Origin of the sequence: Rhodococcus sp. GA1, assembly GCF_024321955.1 — a bacterium.
In the GTDB taxonomy this organism is placed as follows: Bacteria; Actinomycetota; Actinomycetes; order Mycobacteriales; family Mycobacteriaceae; genus Rhodococcus; species Rhodococcus pyridinivorans.
In genome coordinates, this window is the sequence record NZ_CP097187.1 from 122,610 (window position 1) to 142,800 (window position 20,191).

The 20,191-nt window shown below is 66.6% G+C and carries 17 protein-coding genes and 1 pseudogene; 9 read left to right on the top strand and 9 right to left on the bottom strand.

Features of this window, described 5'->3' with window-relative positions:
• Positions 1-60 precede the first annotated feature (60 nt).
• Positions 61-1,343 (top strand): annotated as a pseudogene (locus M3330_RS23895) (IS3 family transposase).
• Between the two features lie 82 nt (positions 1,344-1,425).
• On the opposite strand, the gene M3330_RS23900 reads toward M3330_RS23895, so the two are convergent.
• Entirely contained in the window at positions 1,426-2,160 is a 735-nt protein-coding gene (locus tag M3330_RS23900; protein WP_255029163.1) for an IclR family transcriptional regulator C-terminal domain-containing protein, read from the bottom strand.
• Between the two features lie 174 nt (positions 2,161-2,334).
• Here M3330_RS23900 and M3330_RS23905 point away from each other — a divergent pair, with 174 nt between their 5' ends.
• The 6 genes from M3330_RS23905 to M3330_RS23930 all read left to right on the top strand — a co-directional run bounded on the left by M3330_RS23905 (position 2,335) and on the right by M3330_RS23930 (position 7,827).
• On the top strand, positions 2,335-3,576 hold the full coding sequence (locus M3330_RS23905; protein WP_255029343.1) for an aromatic ring-hydroxylating dioxygenase subunit alpha: 1,242 nt from the start codon (positions 2,335-2,337) through the stop codon (positions 3,574-3,576).
• Positions 3,576-4,040, top strand: a complete 465-nt coding sequence (locus M3330_RS23910; protein WP_209912139.1) for an aromatic-ring-hydroxylating dioxygenase subunit beta — start codon at positions 3,576-3,578, stop codon at positions 4,038-4,040. The genes M3330_RS23905 and M3330_RS23910 overlap by 1 nt, the downstream gene beginning before the upstream one ends.
• Positions 4,037-5,011: a PdxA family protein gene (locus tag M3330_RS23915; protein ID WP_255029168.1), complete on the top strand. Its 975-nt coding sequence runs from the start codon at positions 4,037-4,039 to the stop codon at positions 5,009-5,011. Before M3330_RS23910 ends, M3330_RS23915 begins: the two co-directional genes overlap by 4 nt.
• A 1-nt stretch (position 5,012) precedes the next feature.
• Positions 5,013-6,029 carry a 2Fe-2S iron-sulfur cluster-binding protein gene (locus M3330_RS23920; RefSeq protein ID WP_255029170.1) on the top strand — a complete coding sequence of 339 codons (1,017 nt, stop codon included), beginning with the start codon at positions 5,013-5,015 and terminating at the stop codon, positions 6,027-6,029.
• A gap of 194 nt (positions 6,030-6,223) precedes the next feature.
• The gene (locus M3330_RS23925) at positions 6,224-6,874 is read left to right on the top strand and encodes a hypothetical protein (protein ID WP_255029172.1); all 651 of its coding nucleotides are present in this window, start codon (positions 6,224-6,226) and stop codon (positions 6,872-6,874) included.
• Complete coding sequence (locus tag M3330_RS23930; protein ID WP_255029173.1) at positions 6,871-7,827, top strand: PDR/VanB family oxidoreductase; 957 nt, start codon at positions 6,871-6,873, stop codon at positions 7,825-7,827. Before M3330_RS23925 ends, M3330_RS23930 begins: the two co-directional genes overlap by 4 nt.
• Here M3330_RS23930 and M3330_RS23935 read toward each other — a convergent pair.
• The 7 genes from M3330_RS23935 to M3330_RS23970 all read right to left on the bottom strand — a co-directional run bounded on the left by M3330_RS23935 (position 7,810) and on the right by M3330_RS23970 (position 15,580).
• Entirely contained in the window at positions 7,810-8,973 is a 1,164-nt protein-coding gene (locus M3330_RS23935; RefSeq protein ID WP_369683130.1) for an IclR family transcriptional regulator C-terminal domain-containing protein, read from the bottom strand. The genes M3330_RS23930 and M3330_RS23935 overlap by 18 nt on opposite strands.
• 57 nt (positions 8,974-9,030) lie before the next feature.
• A complete protein-coding gene (locus M3330_RS23945; protein ID WP_255029346.1) occupies positions 9,031-9,804 on the bottom strand; it encodes an IclR family transcriptional regulator in 774 nt (257 codons plus the stop codon).
• 50 nt (positions 9,805-9,854) lie between these two features.
• Positions 9,855-10,997 carry a 3-oxoadipate enol-lactonase gene (pcaD, locus tag M3330_RS23950; protein WP_255029347.1) on the bottom strand — a complete coding sequence of 381 codons (1,143 nt, stop codon included), beginning with the start codon at positions 10,995-10,997 and terminating at the stop codon, positions 9,855-9,857.
• A 53-nt stretch (positions 10,998-11,050) separates the two neighbouring features.
• Positions 11,051-12,406 (bottom strand): lyase family protein, encoded by a 1,356-nt coding sequence (locus M3330_RS23955; RefSeq protein WP_255029179.1) that lies wholly within the window; start codon positions 12,404-12,406, stop codon positions 11,051-11,053.
• Positions 12,403-13,035 (bottom strand): protocatechuate 3,4-dioxygenase subunit alpha, encoded by a 633-nt coding sequence (gene pcaG, locus M3330_RS23960; protein ID WP_255029181.1) that lies wholly within the window; start codon positions 13,033-13,035, stop codon positions 12,403-12,405. Before pcaG ends, M3330_RS23955 begins: the two co-directional genes overlap by 4 nt.
• On the bottom strand, positions 13,035-13,748 hold the full coding sequence (pcaH, locus tag M3330_RS23965; RefSeq protein WP_209912106.1) for a protocatechuate 3,4-dioxygenase subunit beta: 714 nt from the start codon (positions 13,746-13,748) through the stop codon (positions 13,035-13,037). Before pcaH ends, pcaG begins: the two co-directional genes overlap by 1 nt.
• Before the next feature lie 425 nt (positions 13,749-14,173).
• The gene (locus M3330_RS23970; RefSeq protein WP_082908796.1) at positions 14,174-15,580 is read right to left on the bottom strand and encodes an IS1380 family transposase; all 1,407 of its coding nucleotides are present in this window, start codon (positions 15,578-15,580) and stop codon (positions 14,174-14,176) included.
• A gap of 494 nt (positions 15,581-16,074) precedes the next feature.
• Between M3330_RS23970 and M3330_RS23975 the strand changes: the two genes are divergently transcribed.
• Positions 16,075-18,405: a LuxR C-terminal-related transcriptional regulator gene (locus M3330_RS23975; protein ID WP_255029184.1), complete on the top strand. Its 2,331-nt coding sequence runs from the start codon at positions 16,075-16,077 to the stop codon at positions 18,403-18,405.
• 110 nt (positions 18,406-18,515) lie between these two features.
• On the top strand, positions 18,516-19,247 hold the full coding sequence (locus M3330_RS23980) for an alpha/beta hydrolase (RefSeq protein WP_255029186.1): 732 nt from the start codon (positions 18,516-18,518) through the stop codon (positions 19,245-19,247).
• A 28-nt stretch (positions 19,248-19,275) separates the two neighbouring features.
• Here M3330_RS23980 and M3330_RS23985 read toward each other — a convergent pair whose 3' ends face one another.
• A complete protein-coding gene (locus M3330_RS23985) occupies positions 19,276-19,911 on the bottom strand; it encodes a LysR substrate-binding domain-containing protein (protein ID WP_209912233.1) in 636 nt (211 codons plus the stop codon).
• Positions 19,912-20,191 lie beyond the last annotated feature (280 nt).

Below are 20,191 nucleotides of genomic sequence, written 5' to 3' on the forward strand. Positions count from 1 at the left end.
TGGCCCTGAACCGCCCCGGGTTTCCCGCTGCCTCCTTTTCGAGTCGAGGAGGATGGTTGTATGCCGAAGAAGATCGATCCCGCGGTCAGGGAGCGGGCGCTGCGGATGGTGGCCGAGCACCGCGGGGAGTACGCGTCGCTGACGGCGTGCTGTGACCAGGTGGGCCGCCGGTTGGGGCTGGGCAAGGAAACGGTCCGCAGGTGGGCTGTGCAGGCCGACATCGACGCCGGAGCACGCCCTGGAGTGAGTACCGAGCAGGGCGCCGAGATCAAGCGCCTCAGGGCCGAGAACCGGCGGCTGACCGAGGACCTGGAGATCATGCGTCGGGCCTCGATTTTCTTCGAGGGGGAGCTCGGCCCCCGCAACAGGTGATCTGCGAATTCATCGACCAGATGAGAGCCGAGGGGCACGGGGCCCGAGTCGATTTGCCGTGGTCTGCGCAAAGTGGGTCTGCAGATCGCCGCACGCACCTATCGGATGTGGACCTCACCCCGGGCGAGCGATAGCGACCAGGGTCGTCAGGGACGAAAGAGGTGGAGGACGTCATACGGCAGCTGGTGTGGAAGCCCGATGCGCAGGGACGCCGGAAGATGCGGTTAGCCGGGCTATACGGGCGCCGCAAAATGCTCGCCGAGGTGCGCCGGGCCTGGCTGGCCACAGCGAGTCCGGGCGCGGTGGACCGGGCGATGCGCACGCTCGGTCTTTCCGGGGTGGTCAGGGCCACGAAGGTGTACACGACCTCCCCAGGTTCGGACGCTGTGAGGGCGCCGGACCTGCTGGACCGTGACTTCACCTCAGATCGCCCGGACCGGGTGTGGGTCGCTGACTCCACTTACGTCCGAACGTGGGCCGGCTTCACCTACGTCGCGTTCATCGTCGACGTATTCGCCCAGCGCATCGTCGCCTGGAATGCAGCGACCACCATGGCCACGGACCTGGTGATGACCCCGCTGCGCATGGCGCTGGGGCAACGCGAACGCGAGGGGCACCCGGTCGAGCCAGAGTCGCTGATCAGCCACTCCGTGCGGGCAGTCAATATACATCTGTAGCGTTCACCGAACGCCTCGCCCTTGAGGGGATCGAGCCGTCGATCGGCAGCGTCGGCGACTACGATAACGCCCGCATGGAGGCGATTAACGGGCTATACAAGGCCGAGTGCATCCGCTCATCGATCTTCCATGACGGGCCGTACAAGACGCTCGCCGACGTCGAGTACGCGACCGCCGCATGGGTCGAGTGGTTCGGGCAATGACCGGCTCCACTCGAGCCTGGGCTACGTCCCGCCTGTCGAGTTCGAGCAGAGTTGCTATGCCGCTCTCAACCGAGAGCTTCAACCCACATAGGAGCAGCGGGAAACCTGGGGCGGTTCAGTCGCTGGTCCGCGGCCTGGGCGCCCTTGTCGCCGTTGGCGGAGTGGCTTAAGGCTTAGAGCAAGCGGCTTAGCTCCGTCGCGTGCTGCTGCATCACCGGGCGCAGTCGGTTGCGAAGATCGTCTGTGGTTGTACGCGATGTCGATGCACTGACCGAGATGGCTGCGACTACGCGTCCCGTCGCATCGCGCAACGGTACGGCGATTGAGAGCAGGCCCGGCTCGAGCTCCTCGTCACCGATGGCTATCCCGTCGGCTCGTGCGGTCTTGACGCGGTGCTCGATTGCCTCGGCGCTCACCGGGGTGTGAGGTGCGCGTTCGGGGAACGGCGCAGCTCTTAAGTAGTCAGCGAGCTCGTCCTCACTGAGTGCGCTCAGCAGAACCTGCCCTGTTGACGAGGCGTAGAGCGGGAGTCGAGTGCCGATGCGCACGCCGGTGTGCAGCAGGCGAGATCCCTCACTGCGCGCGATGAAGAGCGAGTTGTCACCGTCGCGCACTGCTAGCGATGCTGTCTCGTCGATCGCGTCGCGGATGGCAGTCAGGTGCGGCTGCGCGAGTTGGGGGAGGCTCGCCGATTCAGTGTATATCGAGCCGATCCGGAGCGTTCGTGGCGTGGGCGAGAAGAACTTGCCGTCGAAGGTCGTGTAGCCGACTTCGGTGAGCGTATTGAGGCAGCGCAACACCGTCGCGCGGCTGAGCCCCGTGACCCGCGCGGCGTCGCTGATCGTCAGCCTCGGCATGTCCTTGCCGAACGCCTCTAGGACGGCGAGGCCCTTTGCGAGACCGCCCATCGTTTCCCTCGGCATAAGGGTGTCCTTTCTTGACATGCGCGACTTCAGCGATTGTACTGAACGCGAATGTCCGGAAAGCATACATGTGTTCGTATAGCGAACACAACTCGGCGTCATCGAAGGAGAGCCTGAGTGAGTGAACCGAAGGGCACTGCTACCGCGGTGGAAAGTGATATGTCCGCCCGCCATTGGCCGGAGCGCCTCACTGATGTGCCGTACTGGGTATTCCAGGACGAGGATGTCTACCGAGCTGAACAGCGCAACATTTTCCACGGTCGAATGTGGAACTATCTCTGTCTCGAGGCGGAGCTCGCCGAGCCAGGCGACTTCTGCGCGACCTTCATCGGTGAGCAGCCCGTCCTGGTGACGCGTGACCACGACGGCGAAATCTACGCATTCGAGAATCGATGCGCTCACCGCGGTTCTCTGATCGCAATGGAGCACTACGGTAATGCTCAGGACTTCACCTGTGTCTACCACGCTTGGACCTACAACCTGCAGGGCGACCTGACCGGGGTCGCTTTCGAGGACGGAATCGGCGGAAAGGGCGGCATGGGGCCGGGCTTCTGCAAGGCCGCGCACAGTCCTCGCCGGCTTCGGCTCGCGAACGTTCACGGGCTCATCTTCGGCAGCCTCAACAATGATGTGCCGGAGATCGAGGAGTACCTCGGCCAGGAGATTCTCGATTCCATCGAGCGGGTGCTCGGCGGACGCAAGCCGGTCGTGCTCGGCCGTTTCACACAGACACTTCCAAACAACTGGAAGCTCTACATGGAGAACACCAAGGACTCCTACCACGCGAGTATCTTGCACTTGTTCTTCACGACGTTCGGCCTCAACAAGCTGAACCAGAAGGGCGGCATCATCGTCTCGCCTAACGGTGCCCATCACGTGAGCTGGTCCGCGATCAACCGTGAGGCTGAGGCTGATGGACACTACAAGGATCAGGGCATCCGGTCTGATGCTGAGTATCAGTTGGAGGACCCGTCGCTTGTCGACAGCTTTAGCGAGGTCGGCGACGACATCACCCTGCAGATCCTCTCTGTGGCCCCCGGTTTTGTGCTGCAGCAGATTCAAAACTCGATTGCGGTCCGCCAAGTGCTGCCCACCGGCGTCGACTCCACGAATCTGAACTGGACCCTTCTCGGCTTCGAGGGCGACTCTGAGGAACAGCAGCTAATCCGGATGAAGCAGTCCAACCTCGTCGGCCCGGCGGGCTTCGTCTCGATGGAGGACGGTGCGATCGGCGGCTTCGTGCAGCGCGGTATCGCGGGTGCGAGCACTGAGTTCGCCACTATGCAGATGGGCGGCGACGAGGCGGTCTCCAGCGAGAGTCGTGTTACCGAGGCCTCGATCCGGGGCTTCTGGAAGGCCTACCGAGAAGCGATGGGCTTCACGATCGGGAAGGACGAGTGATGGACACCTTCACGCTGATCAGCCGCGCCCAGGCCAGCTATGTGCGCGTTATCGACGATGGCCCGATCGAGGACTGGCCCGAGCACTTTACGGACGACGCCTTTTATAAGGTCACCACCGCCGACAATCACCGGCGCGGCCTACCCGCCGGCGTCATCTGGGCCAACAACAAGGCGATGCTGCGCGACAGGGTCTCGGCGCTCAAGGAAGCCAACATCTACGAGCCACACGCCTACCGGCATCTGCTCGGCCAGCCCGCGATCCTCTCTGAAGGTGGCGAGACCGTGTCGAGTGAGACGTCCTTCCTCGTCATTCGGATAACCGGCAACGGCCCGACCGACGTCTTCGCGAGCGGTCGCTACCTCGATGAATACTCGCTCGCTGGAGGCAAGGCGTTGCTGACCCGCCGGGTCGTTGTATGCGACAGTTCCCGCACCGACACGCTGCTGGTGCTTCCGCTATGACAGGCGCCAACCGGTTGCTCTTGAGCATTGGTGATCCGAATGGCAGCGGTGCCGACATCGCCGCCGCGGCCGTCGCCGAGCTCGGAGCCGCTGCTCCAGTCGTAGTCGGAGACCGACACGTCTTCGCTCCCTCAGCCGAGCGGCAGGGGCTCGCGGTGCGGGACGCTGTGCCGGGTGCGATCGCAGAACCAGGGGTGTGCGACTTCGTCGACACCGGGGCGCTGAAGCCCACCGACCTGGCTCCCGGAAAGGTGACTGCGGCCGCGGGCACAGCGACGATCGTATACGTGACCGAAGCGGTGCGCCTCGCGGCATCCGGAGACTATGCCGGAGTGGTGGCCTGCCCGCACTCGGAGACCGCGGTACACCAGGCCGGCATCAAATTCGCGGGTTACCCGCCGCTAGTCGCAGAGCTGACCGGCACGCCGGAGGATGAGGTGTTCCTCATGCTGATCGGTGGCGGGATGCGAATTGCGCATGTGACCTTGCACGAGCAGCTCTCGGAGTCGATTGCGAAGCTCACCCCGGACAGGGTGGTGACGGCCGGGGTTGCACTGAACACGGCGCTGCGCCGGATGGGCATCAAGATGCCCACGATCCAGGTGTTCGGTATCAACCCCCACGCAAGTGAGGGGGGCCTGTTCGGCGGCGACGACGCGCGGGTCACTGAGCCAGCAGTGGCGAAGCTGCGCGAACTCGGCATCGACGCGGTCGGCCCCACCGGGGCGGACGTCGTGCTCGGTGGAGCTCGTGAGGCCGACGGCTACCTTGCGATGTATCACGACCAGGGTCACATTCCGATCAAGACGGTCGCCGGACGCGATGTTGCGGCGGTGACGATCGGTGCCGGCGTCTCATTCTCAAGCGTTGGGCACGGGCCGGTGTTCGGCAAGGCAGGCCTCGGCACGGCGGACCCGAGTGCGGTGCTATCGGCGCTGCGCCTACTTGCCCCTTCGGGCCGGAAGGATTGACATGACCACCATCAGCATCAATCGCTCCGAGATTGCCTTCGAGTGCGCACCGGAGCAGACCGTTTTGGAAGCAGCCGAGAGCGCGGGCTGGGGGATCCCGTATTCGTGCCGCAAGGGCGTGTGCGACACATGCATCGGTACCCTGACGTCCGGCGAGCTCAACGTTCCGGGCACCGGCACCGTCTGCGGCCCGGCCGAGGTGCATATGTGTCGCGCGCGGCCGGTCGGAAACGTCGAGATTGCGCCGAAGCGGATCGAAGCGCGCACGGCGCCTAAGCGCAAGCGCCTCACCACCACCGTCTACCGCCGCCGTCAGGTCGCCCCGAGCGTCACGATCCTCGACCTGCGGTACCCGATCGGTCGGCGCACGCCGTTTCGGGCCGGTCAGTTCCTCAACGTGATCCTCGACGACGGCGACACCCGTTCGTATTCGCTCGCTAACTCGCCCCAGCACAACGACCTCGCGCAGCTGCACGTGCGTCACACGGCAGGCGGCGCATTCTCGGCACGGATACTGCAGCAGCTCCATTTCCACGACACTGTCGAGATCGAGGCGCCTTTCGGCGAGTTCTTCGTTGACGACTCGGATGGCCATGAGGAGGGCTTGATTTCCGAGGATCCGATCTTGCTGCTGGCCACAGGCACCGGATTCGCGCCGATGCGGTCGATCATCCTTGACCACATCGCGCGCCGGAAGACCCGCCCCGTCCACCTGTACTGGGGTGCACGGAGTCTCGAGGACGTCTATCAGATGGAGCTTGTCCGTGCTGTGGCCAAACGCTTCGACTGGTTCTCGTTTACCCCCGTTCTCTCCCGCCCCAATCGTGATTGGGGCGGTGCCACCGGATGGGTGCAGCAGGCCGCCATGAACGACCATCCGGACCTCACCGGCCATAGGGTGTACGCCTGCGGCAGCGAAACAATGGTCCACTCAGCCGCCGACGATCTCGCCCGCGACTGCGGGCTCGTCCCCGAACGATTCCACTCTGACGCCTTCGTCTCCGCACTTCCGAAATAGACGTTCGTCCGTTAGCCCCTGATCCGCCGGTGCCGCGATCCGTACTGCCTGCCAGCCACCGCCGGCGTGAAGGACTAGGGCGTTTTCGATATCGGCGGTGACTGCCTCGACGGTTTGCGATCACTGACCACCTGCGACCGCTGACCACGCTTGGAAGTTGCCATCTACACGGAAGCGACATCGATGTGACTTGAATGGAGGTCCGCACCGATAGCGGCGGCGGTCTCCAGCAGGTCAGGGACGAATTTTGTCAGCGGTGGGATGCCCGTGTCTCCAGTGGGGTGGTCGGCGATGTGGATACCTGCGATCACTGCACCGGCGCGGTCCCGGATGGGCGTGGCGATCGTGCTCAGGCCGGTATCGTCCTCGTTCGGGTCGTGCCGCTAGGGAGCGGCGGCGCCCGGGTCGTCGAGGACCTCGGCGCCGCCGGAGTGGAAGGTGTTCGTGTACTGACCGCTCCTGACGCGGTAGCGGCTCAGACTACCCCGATCGGTGCCGAGGCATGGGAGCCTCCTGAGGGGTCGACGGCGGAGGTGACGGAGTCGGCCGACATGGTGGTTCTGGTCGGAAGCGACCTGTCCGACGTACCCGAGGACGTGGTGCGTGTGGTCTGCGAGTCAGCCCGCAACGGTGGTGACCTGGTGGCGGCGGTACTCGTGGCACCCAGACACTGGGAATCGCCAGCGGGTGCGTCGGCGATGAGGACCCTCCGGCACGAGGTTGACATGTTGGTCCAGGTGCGGGGACCGAGGCTGCTCGCCGCCCTGGTGGATGTGCTTCGCGGGGGCACGCGGACGGTCGACGACGAGCCCCCGCAGGCAGAGGAAATCGAGGTGCACGCATGACCGGAGAAGATCCGGAATTCTTCGACGTGACGGTCCGTCAAGTCAGACTGGAGGCTGACGATGTGGTCTCCGTCGAGCTGGTGCCTGACGACGGCCTGCTGCCGCCCTACGAACCGGGTTCGCACATCGACATTATGCTGTCCTCCGGCCTGGTGCGCCAGTACAGCATCTGCAGTCCGCCCTCGGATCTGAGCTTCTACCGCATCGCCGTGCTCCGTGAGAAGAACAGCCGTGGCGGTTCCGAGGAGATCCACGAGACCGCTCTCGTGGGTAAGAGGCTGAAAATCCGCGGCCCGCGGAACCACTTCCGAATGGAGCCTGCATCTCGGTACCTGTTCATCGCGGGTGGGATCGGCATCACCCCAATGTTGGCGATGGTGATCCGTGCAGAGAGGGAGAAGTCGCCGTACGAACTGGTGTATATCGGACGCGACCTGGACTCGATGGCGTTCCGAGATCGATTCGCCACCGGTCCGCACGTCAGGGCGATTGTCACCTCCCTATCAGGGCGGCCGGACATCAACGAACTCATTGCGCAGGCGGGCGACGACGCGCTCATTTACGCGTGTGGCCCGGCCGGCCTGCTCACCGCGGTCGAACAGGCCTGCGCCAAGGCTGGTCGACTCGATCAACTGCGGTTCGAGAAGTTCGACTCCGATGGCGCAGCCGCCGCCGAGGCCGCTAGTGGTGACTCGTTTGAGGTGGAGCTGGCTCGTTCCGGCACAGTGCTCACAGTCGGCGAGGACCAGGGTCTGCTCGAGGTTATCGAGCCGCATTGTGAGGTGATGACCTCGTGCGAGGACGGATTTTGCGGCACGTGTGAGACCCGGGTCCTCGAGGGTGTCCCAGAGCACCATGACTCAATCCTCAGTGAGAAGGAGCGCGCGGCCAACAACACCATGATGGTCTGCGTCGGTCGATCGAAGAGCCCTCGGCTAGTGCTCGATCTGTGAGTTCACGGCCAGCTCGGCTCCGATCGCTCGCGTGGTCTGCAGGAGCTCGGGAAGGACCTCCTCGCGGAGTTGCCGTGAGGAGGTCCGGCCGACCGGTGTGGAGATGTTGACCGCGGCCACCGCCCGCCCATCCGCGTACACGGGGGCGGCTATAGAGCGCAGGGTCGGATCAAGTTCCTGGTCGGCGATCGCGAAGCCATCGACGCGCGCACGCTCGATATTGCCCTTGATCTCCTCCGGGAAGGATCGGGTGCCGCCGGCCACCCTCCCGGGGGTCAGGGTGCGCAGGTAGTCCTCGAGCTCTTCCGGAGGAAGATCCGCAAGCAGAACCCGCCCGCTCGACATGATGAACGCCGGAAGCCGGGTACCGACTGCGATATTGACCGTCATGAGACGACTGGCCTTCACGCGGTCGACATACACCACGGTGTCGCCATCCAAAATCGTCAGGGAGCAAGTGTCGCGCACCCGCTCGGCCAGTAGCGCCAGGTGCTGCCGCGCCAGAGCAGGCAGGCCGAGTCTGTCGAGGTAGAGATCGCCGAGCTCCATCAGTTTGGGCCGGAGCCAAAAGGTGGGGCCGTCGGTGGCCACGTAGCCGACGTGCTGCAGAGACAGCAAGAGGCGCCGAGCTGTGGCGCGTGTGGAATCCGTACGTTCCGCGACCGCGGCGAGTGAGAGTGGGATCCCGGCCTCGCTGAGTACCCGCAGAATCTCGATTCCTCTCGCCAGCGACGTCACCCTGTCGTCAGGCGCTATCACGATGACAGCATAGTGGGACCGGCCGAGACGACCGCGCGCGGTAGCCGGGCCATCCGAGCCCGTCGGGGCCAGACGCGTTCGAAGTTGGCCGCGAGGCCCCTGCCCGCCGCCGATGCGCAGCGTCTCCAGGCCCCATCGGGCATCGCGACGCTCGAGCTCTCCACACAGGGTGGTGAGGATCCGGCCGCCCGTCGCCCCGACGGGATGGCCCAGGGAGACACCCGAGCCGTGGGGGTTGACGTGCCGAGGACAACGTCGTCGATCAGGGACGCCTCGAGTCCGTTCCGGGTCACGAGTTCGCGGATCACGGTGGCGGCCAGCGCCTCCACAGGAACGTCTCTGAAGACCCCGCTGAACCGGTCGGCCGGTGTGCGGAGAGGGGAACATGTCACGGCGTCGGGCACAGGGGTCCTCTCGGGGCGGGGCGCGCGACGGGCGGCCGGGTCATCTGTTGACGGCAACGAGATCCGCGCCGATCGCCTCGGCGGTGGACAGAAGGGGTGGGACGAACTCCTCGATAAGTTGCTCGGATGTGTATCGCATCGCGTGCGTGGAGAGGTTGATGGCGGCGACGACCCGTTCCTCCGCGTCGCGGACGGGTGCCGCAAGCGACCGCAGCCCGGGTTCGAGCTCCTGATCGACCATGCACCAGCCCTGCTCGCGCACGCGGTCGATCGCCTCGCGAAGCGACTTCTCGTCGGCGAGTGTGGTGGGGAAGCGCGCCTTGAGCGGGGTGGTCCGAAAATACTCATCCAGTTGCTTGCTATCGAGGCCGGCGAGCAGGACTCGTCCCATCGATGTGGCATAGGCGGGGAAGCGGGTGCCGATGGTGATGCCGACGGTCATGATCTGGCTCACCTGGACACGACCGACGTAGACGATGTCGGACCGGTCGAGGATTGATACCGAGGACGATTCCCCGAGGCGATTACTCAGCCGCTTGAGGTGGGGCTGCGCGACATCCGGCAGCGACGCCGAGCTGAGAAAACTGTAGCCCAGGTCGAGGACTCGGGGGGTGAGCCGGAACGTCGGTCCGTCAGTGTCCAGGTAGCCCAACTCGACGAGCGTGAGCAGGAACCGCCGCGCGGTGGCCCGTGTGAGCCCGGTGTTACGTGCGACCTCGCTCAGCGTCTGTCGAGGATTGTCCGCGTCGAACGCACGGATTACCGCGAGACCGCGGGCCAGCGACTGGACATAGTCGGGGGAGGAAGCGCGCACGGCCTCCGCGTCGGGACTCGATCCGTCGGCAACCGACCGTTCGTCCGCGGTCACGTCGGCTTCGCGAGATCTGCGAGCGCCGCCTTGCCGAGCGCGAAGGCGTGGTTGCTCTTGGGCACCCCTGCATAGATCGCAGTGTGGAGCAGCACCTCAGCGATGAGGTCGGAGGGGACTCCCGCGCGGAGGGCCGCGCGGAGGTGCATGTCCAGCTCGCCGTCGTTACCCAGCGCGGTGAGGACGGCGATGGTGAGCAGTCGGCGCTGCGTCTCGTCGAGCCCCGGTCGGGTCCACACGTCCCCCCATGCGGTGCGGGTGATGAAGTCCTGGAACGGGGCCGTGAAGTCGGTAGTGCCCGCGACTGACCGGTCGACGTGGGCGTCACCGAGCACTTCCCGGCGGCGGCGCATACCGGCGTCATACGCGGCTGTCCGGTCGGCCATGTACGCCGTACTGCCGGAGGAGGAGAGGACGTGGTCGCGCAGCAGGGCGGTGACTCGCCCCGGCAGTTCCACGGTAGGCAAGTGGGCGGCGGGGGAGAGTATCTCCCAGCGGGCGTCCTCGATGCCGTCGGCGATCTCCCGGACGAGTTCCGGCGGCGTCGACGGATCCTGGTCGCCCGCCGCGACGAGTGCCGGGCACCCGATGCGGCCCAGGTCGGCGCGGAGGTCGAAGGCGGACAGGGCGTCACAGCACGCCGCGTAACTCTCACCATCGGTCGCCAGGACCATCTTGCGCAAGGTGGCGACGAGGCGTGGGTCCCGTTCGGTGAGGGCTGGGGTGATCCACCGGGCCACAACGGCGTCAACGACCGCACCGACCCCATCACGCTGAACTGTGGCCGTACGGTCGACCCAACCCTGTGGTTCGCCGAACCGCGCGGCCGTGCACAGAAGTGCGATGGATTGAATTCGGTCAGGATGGTGTACGGCCAGCCACTGCGCGACCGCGCCGCCCAGGGAGAGCCCGGCGACATGAAATCGGTCGACGTCGAGGAAATCGAGCAAAGTGAGGACGTCGCCGGCGAGGTCATTGACCGTGCAGGGCCCGGGGATTGCCGCGGAGTCCCCATGGCCCCGGTGGTCGATGGCGATCACCCGGAAGAGCTTGGACAACTCCCGGATCTGTTGCGACCACATCGAGCGGTCCGATCCGAGTGAACCCAGCAATACGAGAGTGGGTGTGTCGACGGTCATGTGCGACGGGTTATGTGCCTCGTGGGCCAGATCCGCGGTCGCAGAGCTGCTGGTCACCGGTGGCCTTCCTGGGGGTCGGGCTCGGAGATCGGCGTGAGCGTGGGCAGTAGACGATCGACGAGGTCGGTGGCGTGGCCGGTGTAACCGGCGGGATCGAGCAGCTCGGCGAGGCGATCAGCGCCGAGGTTCTCGACGAGGCGCGGATCGCGGTCGAGCCGCTTGGAGTTGCGGCACGCCTCGGTGACGAGGCCGCGGGCGTCCAAGACCTCCCGACCCAGAGCCACAACCACTCGCTCGGCGAGAAGCGCTCCTCCGGTCATGTTGAGGTTCTGTGCCATCGCCTCCGGGTGTACCACGAGGTCCTCGAGGGCGTCCGCCAGACGGGCGAGGGCACCCACGGTGAGGCGCTGCAGATCGGAGAGTGTCTCCCACTCCGCGTGCCAGGCGCCGGCAGCACGCTGGTGTTCGTGGGCGGCGGCCGCGTGCATGGTCGCGACGAGCCCCGGCGCTCGCATCGCCGCGGCACGGGCCTCGATCGCGGCCGTGGGGTTGCGTTTGTGTGGCATCGCCGACGAGCCGCCGCCGTCGCGGACGGAGAGTTCGCCGATCTCGGTGGCCGCGTGTCGGATGATGTCACCGGCCGCTTTCGCGGTCGCGCCGGCGGTCGCGCCGAGCGCGCCCGCGTAGAGCGTCAGCACCGTACGGTCGGTGTGCCATGGGGACACCGCACGGGGAAGGCCGAGCTCGTCGGCCAGTGCGTCGGCCAGCGCAAGGCCATGGGGATGGAGCGCGGCCAATGTACCCGCGGCACCCCCGAACTGGACCGGCACTCCGTGCGCTGCACGGACCGCTTCCGCGGCGGCGCGGCGGATCGAGGCGCCCCAGCCCGCCGCCACGAGTCCGAAGGTGGTGGGCAGCGCCTGCTGTCCGAGGGTGCGGGCGACGAGCGGGGTGTCCCGGTGCTCGTGGGCAATGGCCGCACAGGCGGCAACGGCGCGGTCCGCGTGTCCGGCAAGGTTCGTCGCGGTCCGGTGGACGAACAGCGCGACCGCCGAGTCCATGACGTCCTGGCTGGTGGCACCCACGTGGACCTCGGATGCTACTGCGTGGGGGTCGGTTTGCGTCACCTCCGCGCGCAGGGCGGACACGAGCGGGATTACCGGGTTGCCGCCGGAGACGGAGGCCGGGCCGAGGGTGGCGGGATCGGCGTCGGGGATCCGCCCAGGCTCGGCGGCCAGGGCGGTGAGGGCTTCGGCCGTCGCGGTCCCGACGAGCCCGGAGCGAGAGGCGGCGCGCGCGAGTGCGGCCTCGACCTCGACAAGAGCGCGCGTCCATGCCTCGTCGGAGTGGTCGACGCCGTTGGTCTGGCCGAAGACCGGGTCGAATAGTGGGCCGCGCGTTCCGGTCACAGGTCGAAGAACGGGGTTTCGGGACGTGCGGGCGAATCCTGCAGCTGCACGGTGAGGTGGTACGTTCCCCCGCTCCGCTCGGCCACCAGCAGTTCGCGGCGTTTCTCGGGGAGTGCCGCGAGGACCGGGTCGACGGCGTGAGCTTCGGTGTCCTCCGGAAAGTACAGGCGGGTCACCAGTCGCTTGAGGATGCCGCGTGCGAACACGCCCACCGCCAGGTGCGGGGCCTGGCTCCCGTCGGTCCCAGCGCCGACCGGCCCGGGCCGGACCGTGTCGATGGTGACGGTGCCGGTCTCATCGGCGAATACCCGGGCGAGGCCGGTGAAGCCCACGCCCCCGACGAGCGGGGTGTCGCGGACAAACCTGCCATGGGCATCAGCCTGCCAGGTCTCGATCATGGCGTCGGTGACCGGCGCACCTTCGCCGTCGAGCACAGTTATGGTCACGTGGATGTGGCCCTCGGTGCCGGGTTCAACGAGAGTGCGGGAGGCTGTCCAGTCAGGTTCGAGACCGATATGCACGTACGGACCGACGGTCTGGGAGGGCGTTAATCCGAAGCCGGCGTCATCCTGGTCGCGCGCCGTGAGCGCGGGGTAGCGCGGTGCCGCGGGGTTGGCGGTGTCGATCATCAGTGCTCCTGGCCATTCTCGAAGGGGGTCGCGTTGCGGCCGCGCAGGACGATGTCGAACTTGAACGCCGGGGCCCAGCCGGACTCGGTGGCGTCGTAGTCAAAAACGCTGATCATCCGTTCGCGGGCGCCGGCGGGCGCGGCGTTGAAAATGGGGTCTTGGAAGTAGAACGGGTCGTCCGGGAAGTACATCTGGGTGATGAGCCGTTCGGTGTAGGCGCGCCCGAACAGTGAGAAGTGGATGTGGGCGGGGCGCCAGGCGTTGTGGTGATTGCCCCAGGGATAGGCGCCGGGCTTAATCGTTAGGAACCGGTAGCGACCATGTTCATCGGTCACACAGCGACCGACGCCGTTGAAGTTCGGGTCGAGGGGGGCCGGCCACGAATCGTTCTTGTGGCGATACCGGCCCGCCGCGTTAGCTTGCCATACCTCGACGAGTGTCTCGGGAACCGGCTTGCCATCGCTGTCGAGGACGCGGCCGTGGACGATGATGCGCTGACCGATCGCCTCGCCGCTCCCGACCAGTGTGAGGTCGGCCTCGGACTCGGTGACCGCCGACCCGCAGAAGACCGGACCGGAGAGCTCCCCCATCCGCTGGGGGAGCAGGACGAGGTCGTTGCGCGGTGCCCGGAGTCTAGTGGTGCCGTACTCGGGAAAGGCGAGCGGTGGGTTTGCGTCGCGGTCGTCGACGTACCGGGCGGGGAGATGCAACATGACGTCCTCTCGATAGAAGCGACTTCTGCCGCGCGGCGGACGCAGAGACGAGGCGTCCTGACGTTGGAAAAGTGACTCAGATTACAACCTTCTATGAGTCGGAAGATTAGTCAGCCAACCCAATGTGCGCAAGTCGCACATCTGTACATTATGTGAACGCGCCCTACGGAGTAGGGCATGGCAAACAGAGTGTTTCGCTCGGCCACTTGAGAAAGAACGCGGATCGAACGGCGCCATTGTCGCTGTGGGCAGATCCGGACGGTCCGGCATCCCTGTCACCCTTAACCTCGATGCACCGATCCGCTTGAGCGTGGTGGGGCCGGCCTGATCGTGGCGGGCTGACGACTCGTGGGCAGGGGTGAGTTCCGGGCGTCTCATCCCGGTCGTCCACTTCGTTCTCGGTCGTGCCGCAGTCGCGGCGATGGTCAGCTGGCCGTTGCCGGTGGTGGTGTGTGCGTGGTCGTGAACAGGCGATCGAACGCGGTCTGCCAGGGCCAGGCCTCGGGCAGGTGAAGAGTGATGCGACGCGCGGACCGGGCGAGGCGTGCCGGCACCTGGATGAGGGTGCGGCGGATCGTCGCGGTCGTCGCCCTGGCGAGCCGACCCGCTCGGTCGGCGATCAGCCCGGCAGCGCGGGTGAGGTTGAACGCGATCACCGCGAGAACGAGCCAGGCGCTGTTCGCGGTGAACACCCCGGAGGGCAAGTGCGCGAGCGGCCCGCCCTTCAGATCGGCGTGGACCTGTTCGATGATCGCGTGCCCCCGATGGGTCTTGTCCGCCGCGACGGTGCCCATCGACTGCTTGTCGGTGGTGGTGAAGAACGCGTGGTGCCGGTAGACGTCGAACAGTGTCGGCTGCTCCACCTTGTTCGGGTTCAGGTCCGGGATCCGTCGCACCACCAGTCGCCCGTCGACCCGCTCGGCGATCTTCCGGGACCGGAACGCGGTGAAGGGCACTTCGGCGACCTCTGCCTTCGAGATCCACCGCCCGGTGGTCTCGTCGCGGATCGCGTTCGGGTACTCGATCATCTCCCACGCATCATCCGGAATGGTCGCGATCGCGGCTTTCACCGCAGGGTCCATCCGCACGGTCACCGACACGTCCGCGCCGGCCCCCAGCGCGGTGCCGATGGTGCCGTGCCCGTAGAACGCGGAGTCCGCCCGCAGCAACGGCCGAACACTGCTTCCGGGGTGCATGCGGCGGAGGGTGGCGAGAGCGTCGCCGACGATCCTGGCGGCGCCTTTCGGGGACCCGGTCTTCCCCTGCCGCAACCGCTGGCCGACGATCACCGGCGCCGAGGTGGAGGTGCTGGCGGTGGCGATGAGGGCGTTCAGACCGCGGACCCCGGAGTACCCGAACGACGCACCCTGCTTCTTGTATCCGTGGACCTCGATGATCGTGTCGTCCAGATCCACCATCACCCGCTCACCGCCCCGCGTCTGCAGTAGCGGCGCCCGGGCGGCCAGGCTCACATTCACTCGGGAGGCGACGGCGTCGAGCTGGCGGACGTGCCCGAACCGGAACTCCCGCAGGAACGAGCCGAGCGTCGACGGGGCGAACGTCCGGTCGAACAACCGGCCCATCCCGCCATGGCGCAGCACGTTCATGTCGCTGATCGAATCGGCGCCGGCCAGCATCCCCGCAACCAGCGCCATCACCTTGCTGCCGGCGTTCGAGCCCTTGTCGGTCGGGACGGTCAACCGACCCTGCGCCAGCTCGTCAAGCCCCGCATGCTGGGCGAGACGGAGCATCGGCACCAGGCCCGCGACCGACACGAGATTCGGATCATCGAACACCGCAGACACAGCGGCAGGAGCGTGCTTGAATTGCATCTACGAGATGCCTCTCGGATCGGAACAGTAGAACCCTTAGCAAGCTCTATTCTTCCTGGTCAGAGAGGCATTTCTGCGTCACGACGCCCGACCAAACCCCACCCCATCGGTGCATCGAGGCTTAGGGATCACCTTGTTTCCTGGGCCAGCGGCAGGCGGGGATCGGAAGAATCGAAGTCGGTCCAAGACGGGAGACTATGGTGAGGGGCGCGTCGTCCGGACCAACTGGGAGAACGATGATCAGGGAGCCGCGTAGCACGTTCGTGGGTCGCGCGCCCGAGTTGACGGCGCTCGCTCGCGTTCTGGATGCGGAACGGCTGATCACACTCACCGGTGTGGGCGGGGTGGGGAAGACACGACTGGCCTTTCGGGCCGCCGTCGACTGGGGGGCGCGCCGGAGCGCCTCAGTGTGGATCGTGCCGCTCGAGTCCGTGACCGATCCCGGGTTGCTCCCTTTGACAGTCCTGCGCGCGCTCGGTCTGAATGATCAATCGATGCGCGATCCGACGGAGACCCTCACCGAGTCGCTCATCGACGCCGAAGCGCTGATCGTGATCGACAACTGCGAGCACGTCATCGACAGCGCGGCCCGGTTCATCAACGAGTTGCTGGACAGCCTTCCGCAGCTGCGGATCCTCGCCACGAGCAGGCGTCCGCTGGAGTTGGTGGGCGAGCACCTCTTCCCCGTCCCACCCTTGTCGCTCGGAATCGGCCCGGACGAAGCATCCGATGCGCTGGATCTGCTCACGGCTCGTGCCCGCTCGGCGGGGTCCCCCCTGGATCTCTCGGCGGACGGCCGGCGAGCTGCCGTGGAGCTGTGCCGAGCGCTGGATGGACTCCCGCTGGCGATCGAGCTAGCCGCCACTCGGATGCGGACGATGACGGTGCACGATCTGAATGAACGGCTCTCCGCTCGCTTCTCCCTCCTGCAGAACGGCCCCCGGAACGCCGTGCAGCGGCAGCGCACGTTACGCGCGATGGTCGACTGGAGCTATGAGCTGTGCACGCCCTCTCAGCAGGAGCTGTGGGCTGCGCTGTCGGTGTTCTCCGGCAGCTTCGATCTGCCGGCTGCCGTCTCCGTCTCGAACCTCTCTGGCGCCGAGGCGGTGGACACGTTGGACCAGCTCGTCTCGCAGTCCGTCGTCCTCGCAGACCACGAATCCGCACGGTTCCGCATGTTGGAGACGATGCGCCAGTACGGGCGCGAGCGCGCGGAGGAATCAGGATCATGGCACCGGCTCGTCCGCGGCCACGTCGACAACGTGCGTCTGATGGCTGCCCATTCGCGCCGCGATTGGTGGGGACCCCGGCAGGCCGAGACCCTGACGCGCCTGCGGGCGCAGCAAGCCGACCTCCAGTCCGCCCTGACGGCGCTGAGCGCGGGCGACGATTCCGACCACCGCGACGTCGGAGCAGCGCTGGATCTATTCACCGATCTCCGCTACCACTGGGCGGTCGGCGGATTCGTGCGCGAGGGCCGCGAATGGGCCGAACGTCTCCTTGCACCCGCGGGCTCGCCCCCCGAAAAGCGTCTGCCTGCGCTCCTGACGGCAGCGTGGCTGTGTCTGCTCCAGGGCGACCTGGACGACGCGGAAGCTCACCTCTCCGAAGCGGAGCATCTCGTCGGCACCGGGGAAGGGATACGTGCCGACCGTGCGGCATCCATCGTCGAACTGCAGCGCTCCTGGGGTACGCACGCATTGTTCTCGGGCGACCCCGCGGCCGCTCAGACGCACTTCGAGAGTTCGATCAGCGCAGCCAAGGCCGCTGCCTTGCCCGCCGAAGCGCTGCTCGCCCAGTTCCAGCTGACGACGGCTCGCATCCACACCGGCCGCGCGGATGCTGCAGAGCCCGCCGAGGAGGCGATTCGGTTCGCGGAATCCATCGGGGAAATCTGGATGCGCTCTCACGCCCTCCTCGCCGTGTCCCTCGCCGCACTGATCCGGGGGGATCTCACCTACGCGGAGGAGACCACGCGTGCGGCACTCACGGTGGAGAGGGCCGTCGACGATCCGATCGGCACCTGCCTGATGCTCGAGGTGCTCGCGTGGATCCAGGCGCGACGGGGCGCGCACGAGCGTGCGGCGATGCTCCTGGGCACTGCGGCTTCACAGTGGCGGCGGATCGGCTCCGACATCACCTCACGTGGACCTCAGATCGCCGCCCACCATGATGCGTGCGTCAGGGCCATCCGTGAAGCTCTGGGGGCACGCAAGCTCGCGACGATGCTTCAGGAGGGCGCGCGGTTGACGCCGGCGGAGGCCGTCGATCTGTCGCCGGTGGGCATCAACGGCGGCACGACGACGCTCAGCGACCGCGAACGGGACGTCGCGGAGCGCGTGCACCGCGGCCTGACCAACCGCGAGATAGCCGGTGAACTGGTCCTCTCCATCCGCACCGTCGATACTCATGTCCAGCGGATCTTCTCGAAGCTCGGTGTCACGTCTCGCGCGCAGGTGGCCGCATGGTACGAGTCCCAACGTGGACCTCAGATCGCCGCCCACCATGATGCGTGCGTCAGGGCCATCCGTGAAGCTCTGGGGGCACGCAAGCTCGCGACGATGCTTCAGGAGGGCGCGCGGTTGACGCCGGCGGAGGCCGTCGATCTGTCGCCGGTGGGCATCAACGGCGGCACGACGACGCTCAGCGACCGCGAACGGGACGTCGCGGAGCGCGTGCACCGCGGCCTGACCAACCGCGAGATAGCCGGTGAACTGGTCCTCTCCATCCGCACCGTCGATACTCATGTCCAGCGGATCTTCTCGAAGCTCGGTGTCACGTCTCGCGCGCAGGTGGCCGCATGGTACGAGTCCCACGTCGGGTGACTCTCACTCGGATTCGGTAGTCCTACGGATAGTCGGATGCTGCGGGAGAGCGCATGCTGGTGGCGCGACGACGACGTCTCGCGTGTATCCGACACGAAAGAAGGTCGAAGATGACCGAGCAAGCCCGACCCCGATTGATTCTGGTCCACGGCGCATGGGTGGGTCCCTGGGAGTTCGGCGCCCTCGTCGATGTGCTGCACGATCGCGGTTGGATCATCGACACGGTCAGCTTGCCGTCCGTCGGGTCGACCGTCGGGATCGCCGACGACGCCGGAGCTGTCACCGCAGCTCTCGACGCCTCTCCCGAACCCGCCATCCTCGTCGCGCACTCCTATGGCGGCATCCCCGTGACGGAAGCGGGAGACCACCCGAACGTGGAACGCATCGTGTACGTCGCCGCCTTCGCCCTGGGCGAGGGCGAGAGCGTCCTCTCGACGAAGGGTGGGACACAGCCCGACTGGTGGGATGTCGCGGATGGCATGGTCTCGGTGGGACACAGTCGCGCCGAGCGGGTCGCGATGCTCGCCGCCGATCTTCCGCCCGAGGCCGCGCCGGTCGCCGAACAGCTCGCGGACGTGTTACGCCCGCACTCGTACCGCGCCCTCACCGAGCCCGTGACCCGCGTCGCGTGGCACACGAAGCCAGTGACCTACATCCTGACCGAGAACGATGCGATCATCCCTCCCCCCTTTCAGGAGGCGCTCGCCACTCGGTGTTCCGACGACGTGGTGCGGATCGCGCACGGTCACAGTCCCTTCGCCGAGGACCCGGTGGGCTTCGCCGATCTTCTCGAGCGCGTCGTGCTCGGCACGCGCCCCGAAGTGCTGACTCCGGGGGCCTGAGACCTCGCGGCCCGCGTGACGGGAGGTCCTACTCGTCCTCGCCGAACTCCACCAGCTCGGCCGCCCTCCGTAGCTGCTGGACGAGCCACTGCAGTGCGGCATCGTCGGACTTCGAGGGGTGCCAGTGCGCCGCCTCCACGAGAACGCTGGGCGCGATCGAGGTTTCGGCGATGACGAGGCCCAGCGAGGCGGCATAGCGATTCGCCGTCCGCTCCGGAACCCAGCCGACCCATCGGGTGCCGGCGACCGCGAACGGAACCGGCATGAAACCCTGCACGGTGACCGCTGTGCGGGGCACGATGCCCGCCGCGCTCAGCATGTCGTCGACGTGGGTGGAGACATGCGGACCGAAGACGGAGCGGACGTACGGGAGGCGACTCAGTGCCTCGAGCGACAGAGTTCCGTCTTCGAGGGCGGGGTTCGCCGCATCAACGATGCACACGAATCGGTCGGAGAACAGGGACGCACGCTTGCCGGGCACACCCCGACCCGTACCGACGATCGTGATGTCGCGGCGAAGGAGATCGATCGGCGAGACGACATCCGCGACGGGAAGGGCGTCGAACTCGACACGCGTGTGGGGCGCCTCACGGCGCAGCACCGAGAGGAGCGGGCTCGTGATCTCGGCGAGGACGTAGTCGGATAGGGGGTCAAGCGTGGTCATTGCTACCCCCGGCTGCTTCGCATCGTCGACCGGCCCATTGTATTCCTGCCTTCAGAACAGGCCCGCTCCGCCCGTGCGATGTGAAGCGTCATCGAATGTTGCGAAACCGCCGACCTGGTCTGCGCCGACTACGGTCTCAGTTCCATGAGACCGTCGAAGATGACATCCGGGATCCGTCAGTGCTGCCAGTGCGGGGCCGGGCTTAGCCTCGATGCACCGATCCGCTTGAGCGTGGTGGGGCCGGCCTGATCGTGGCGGGCTGACGACTCGTGGGCAGGGG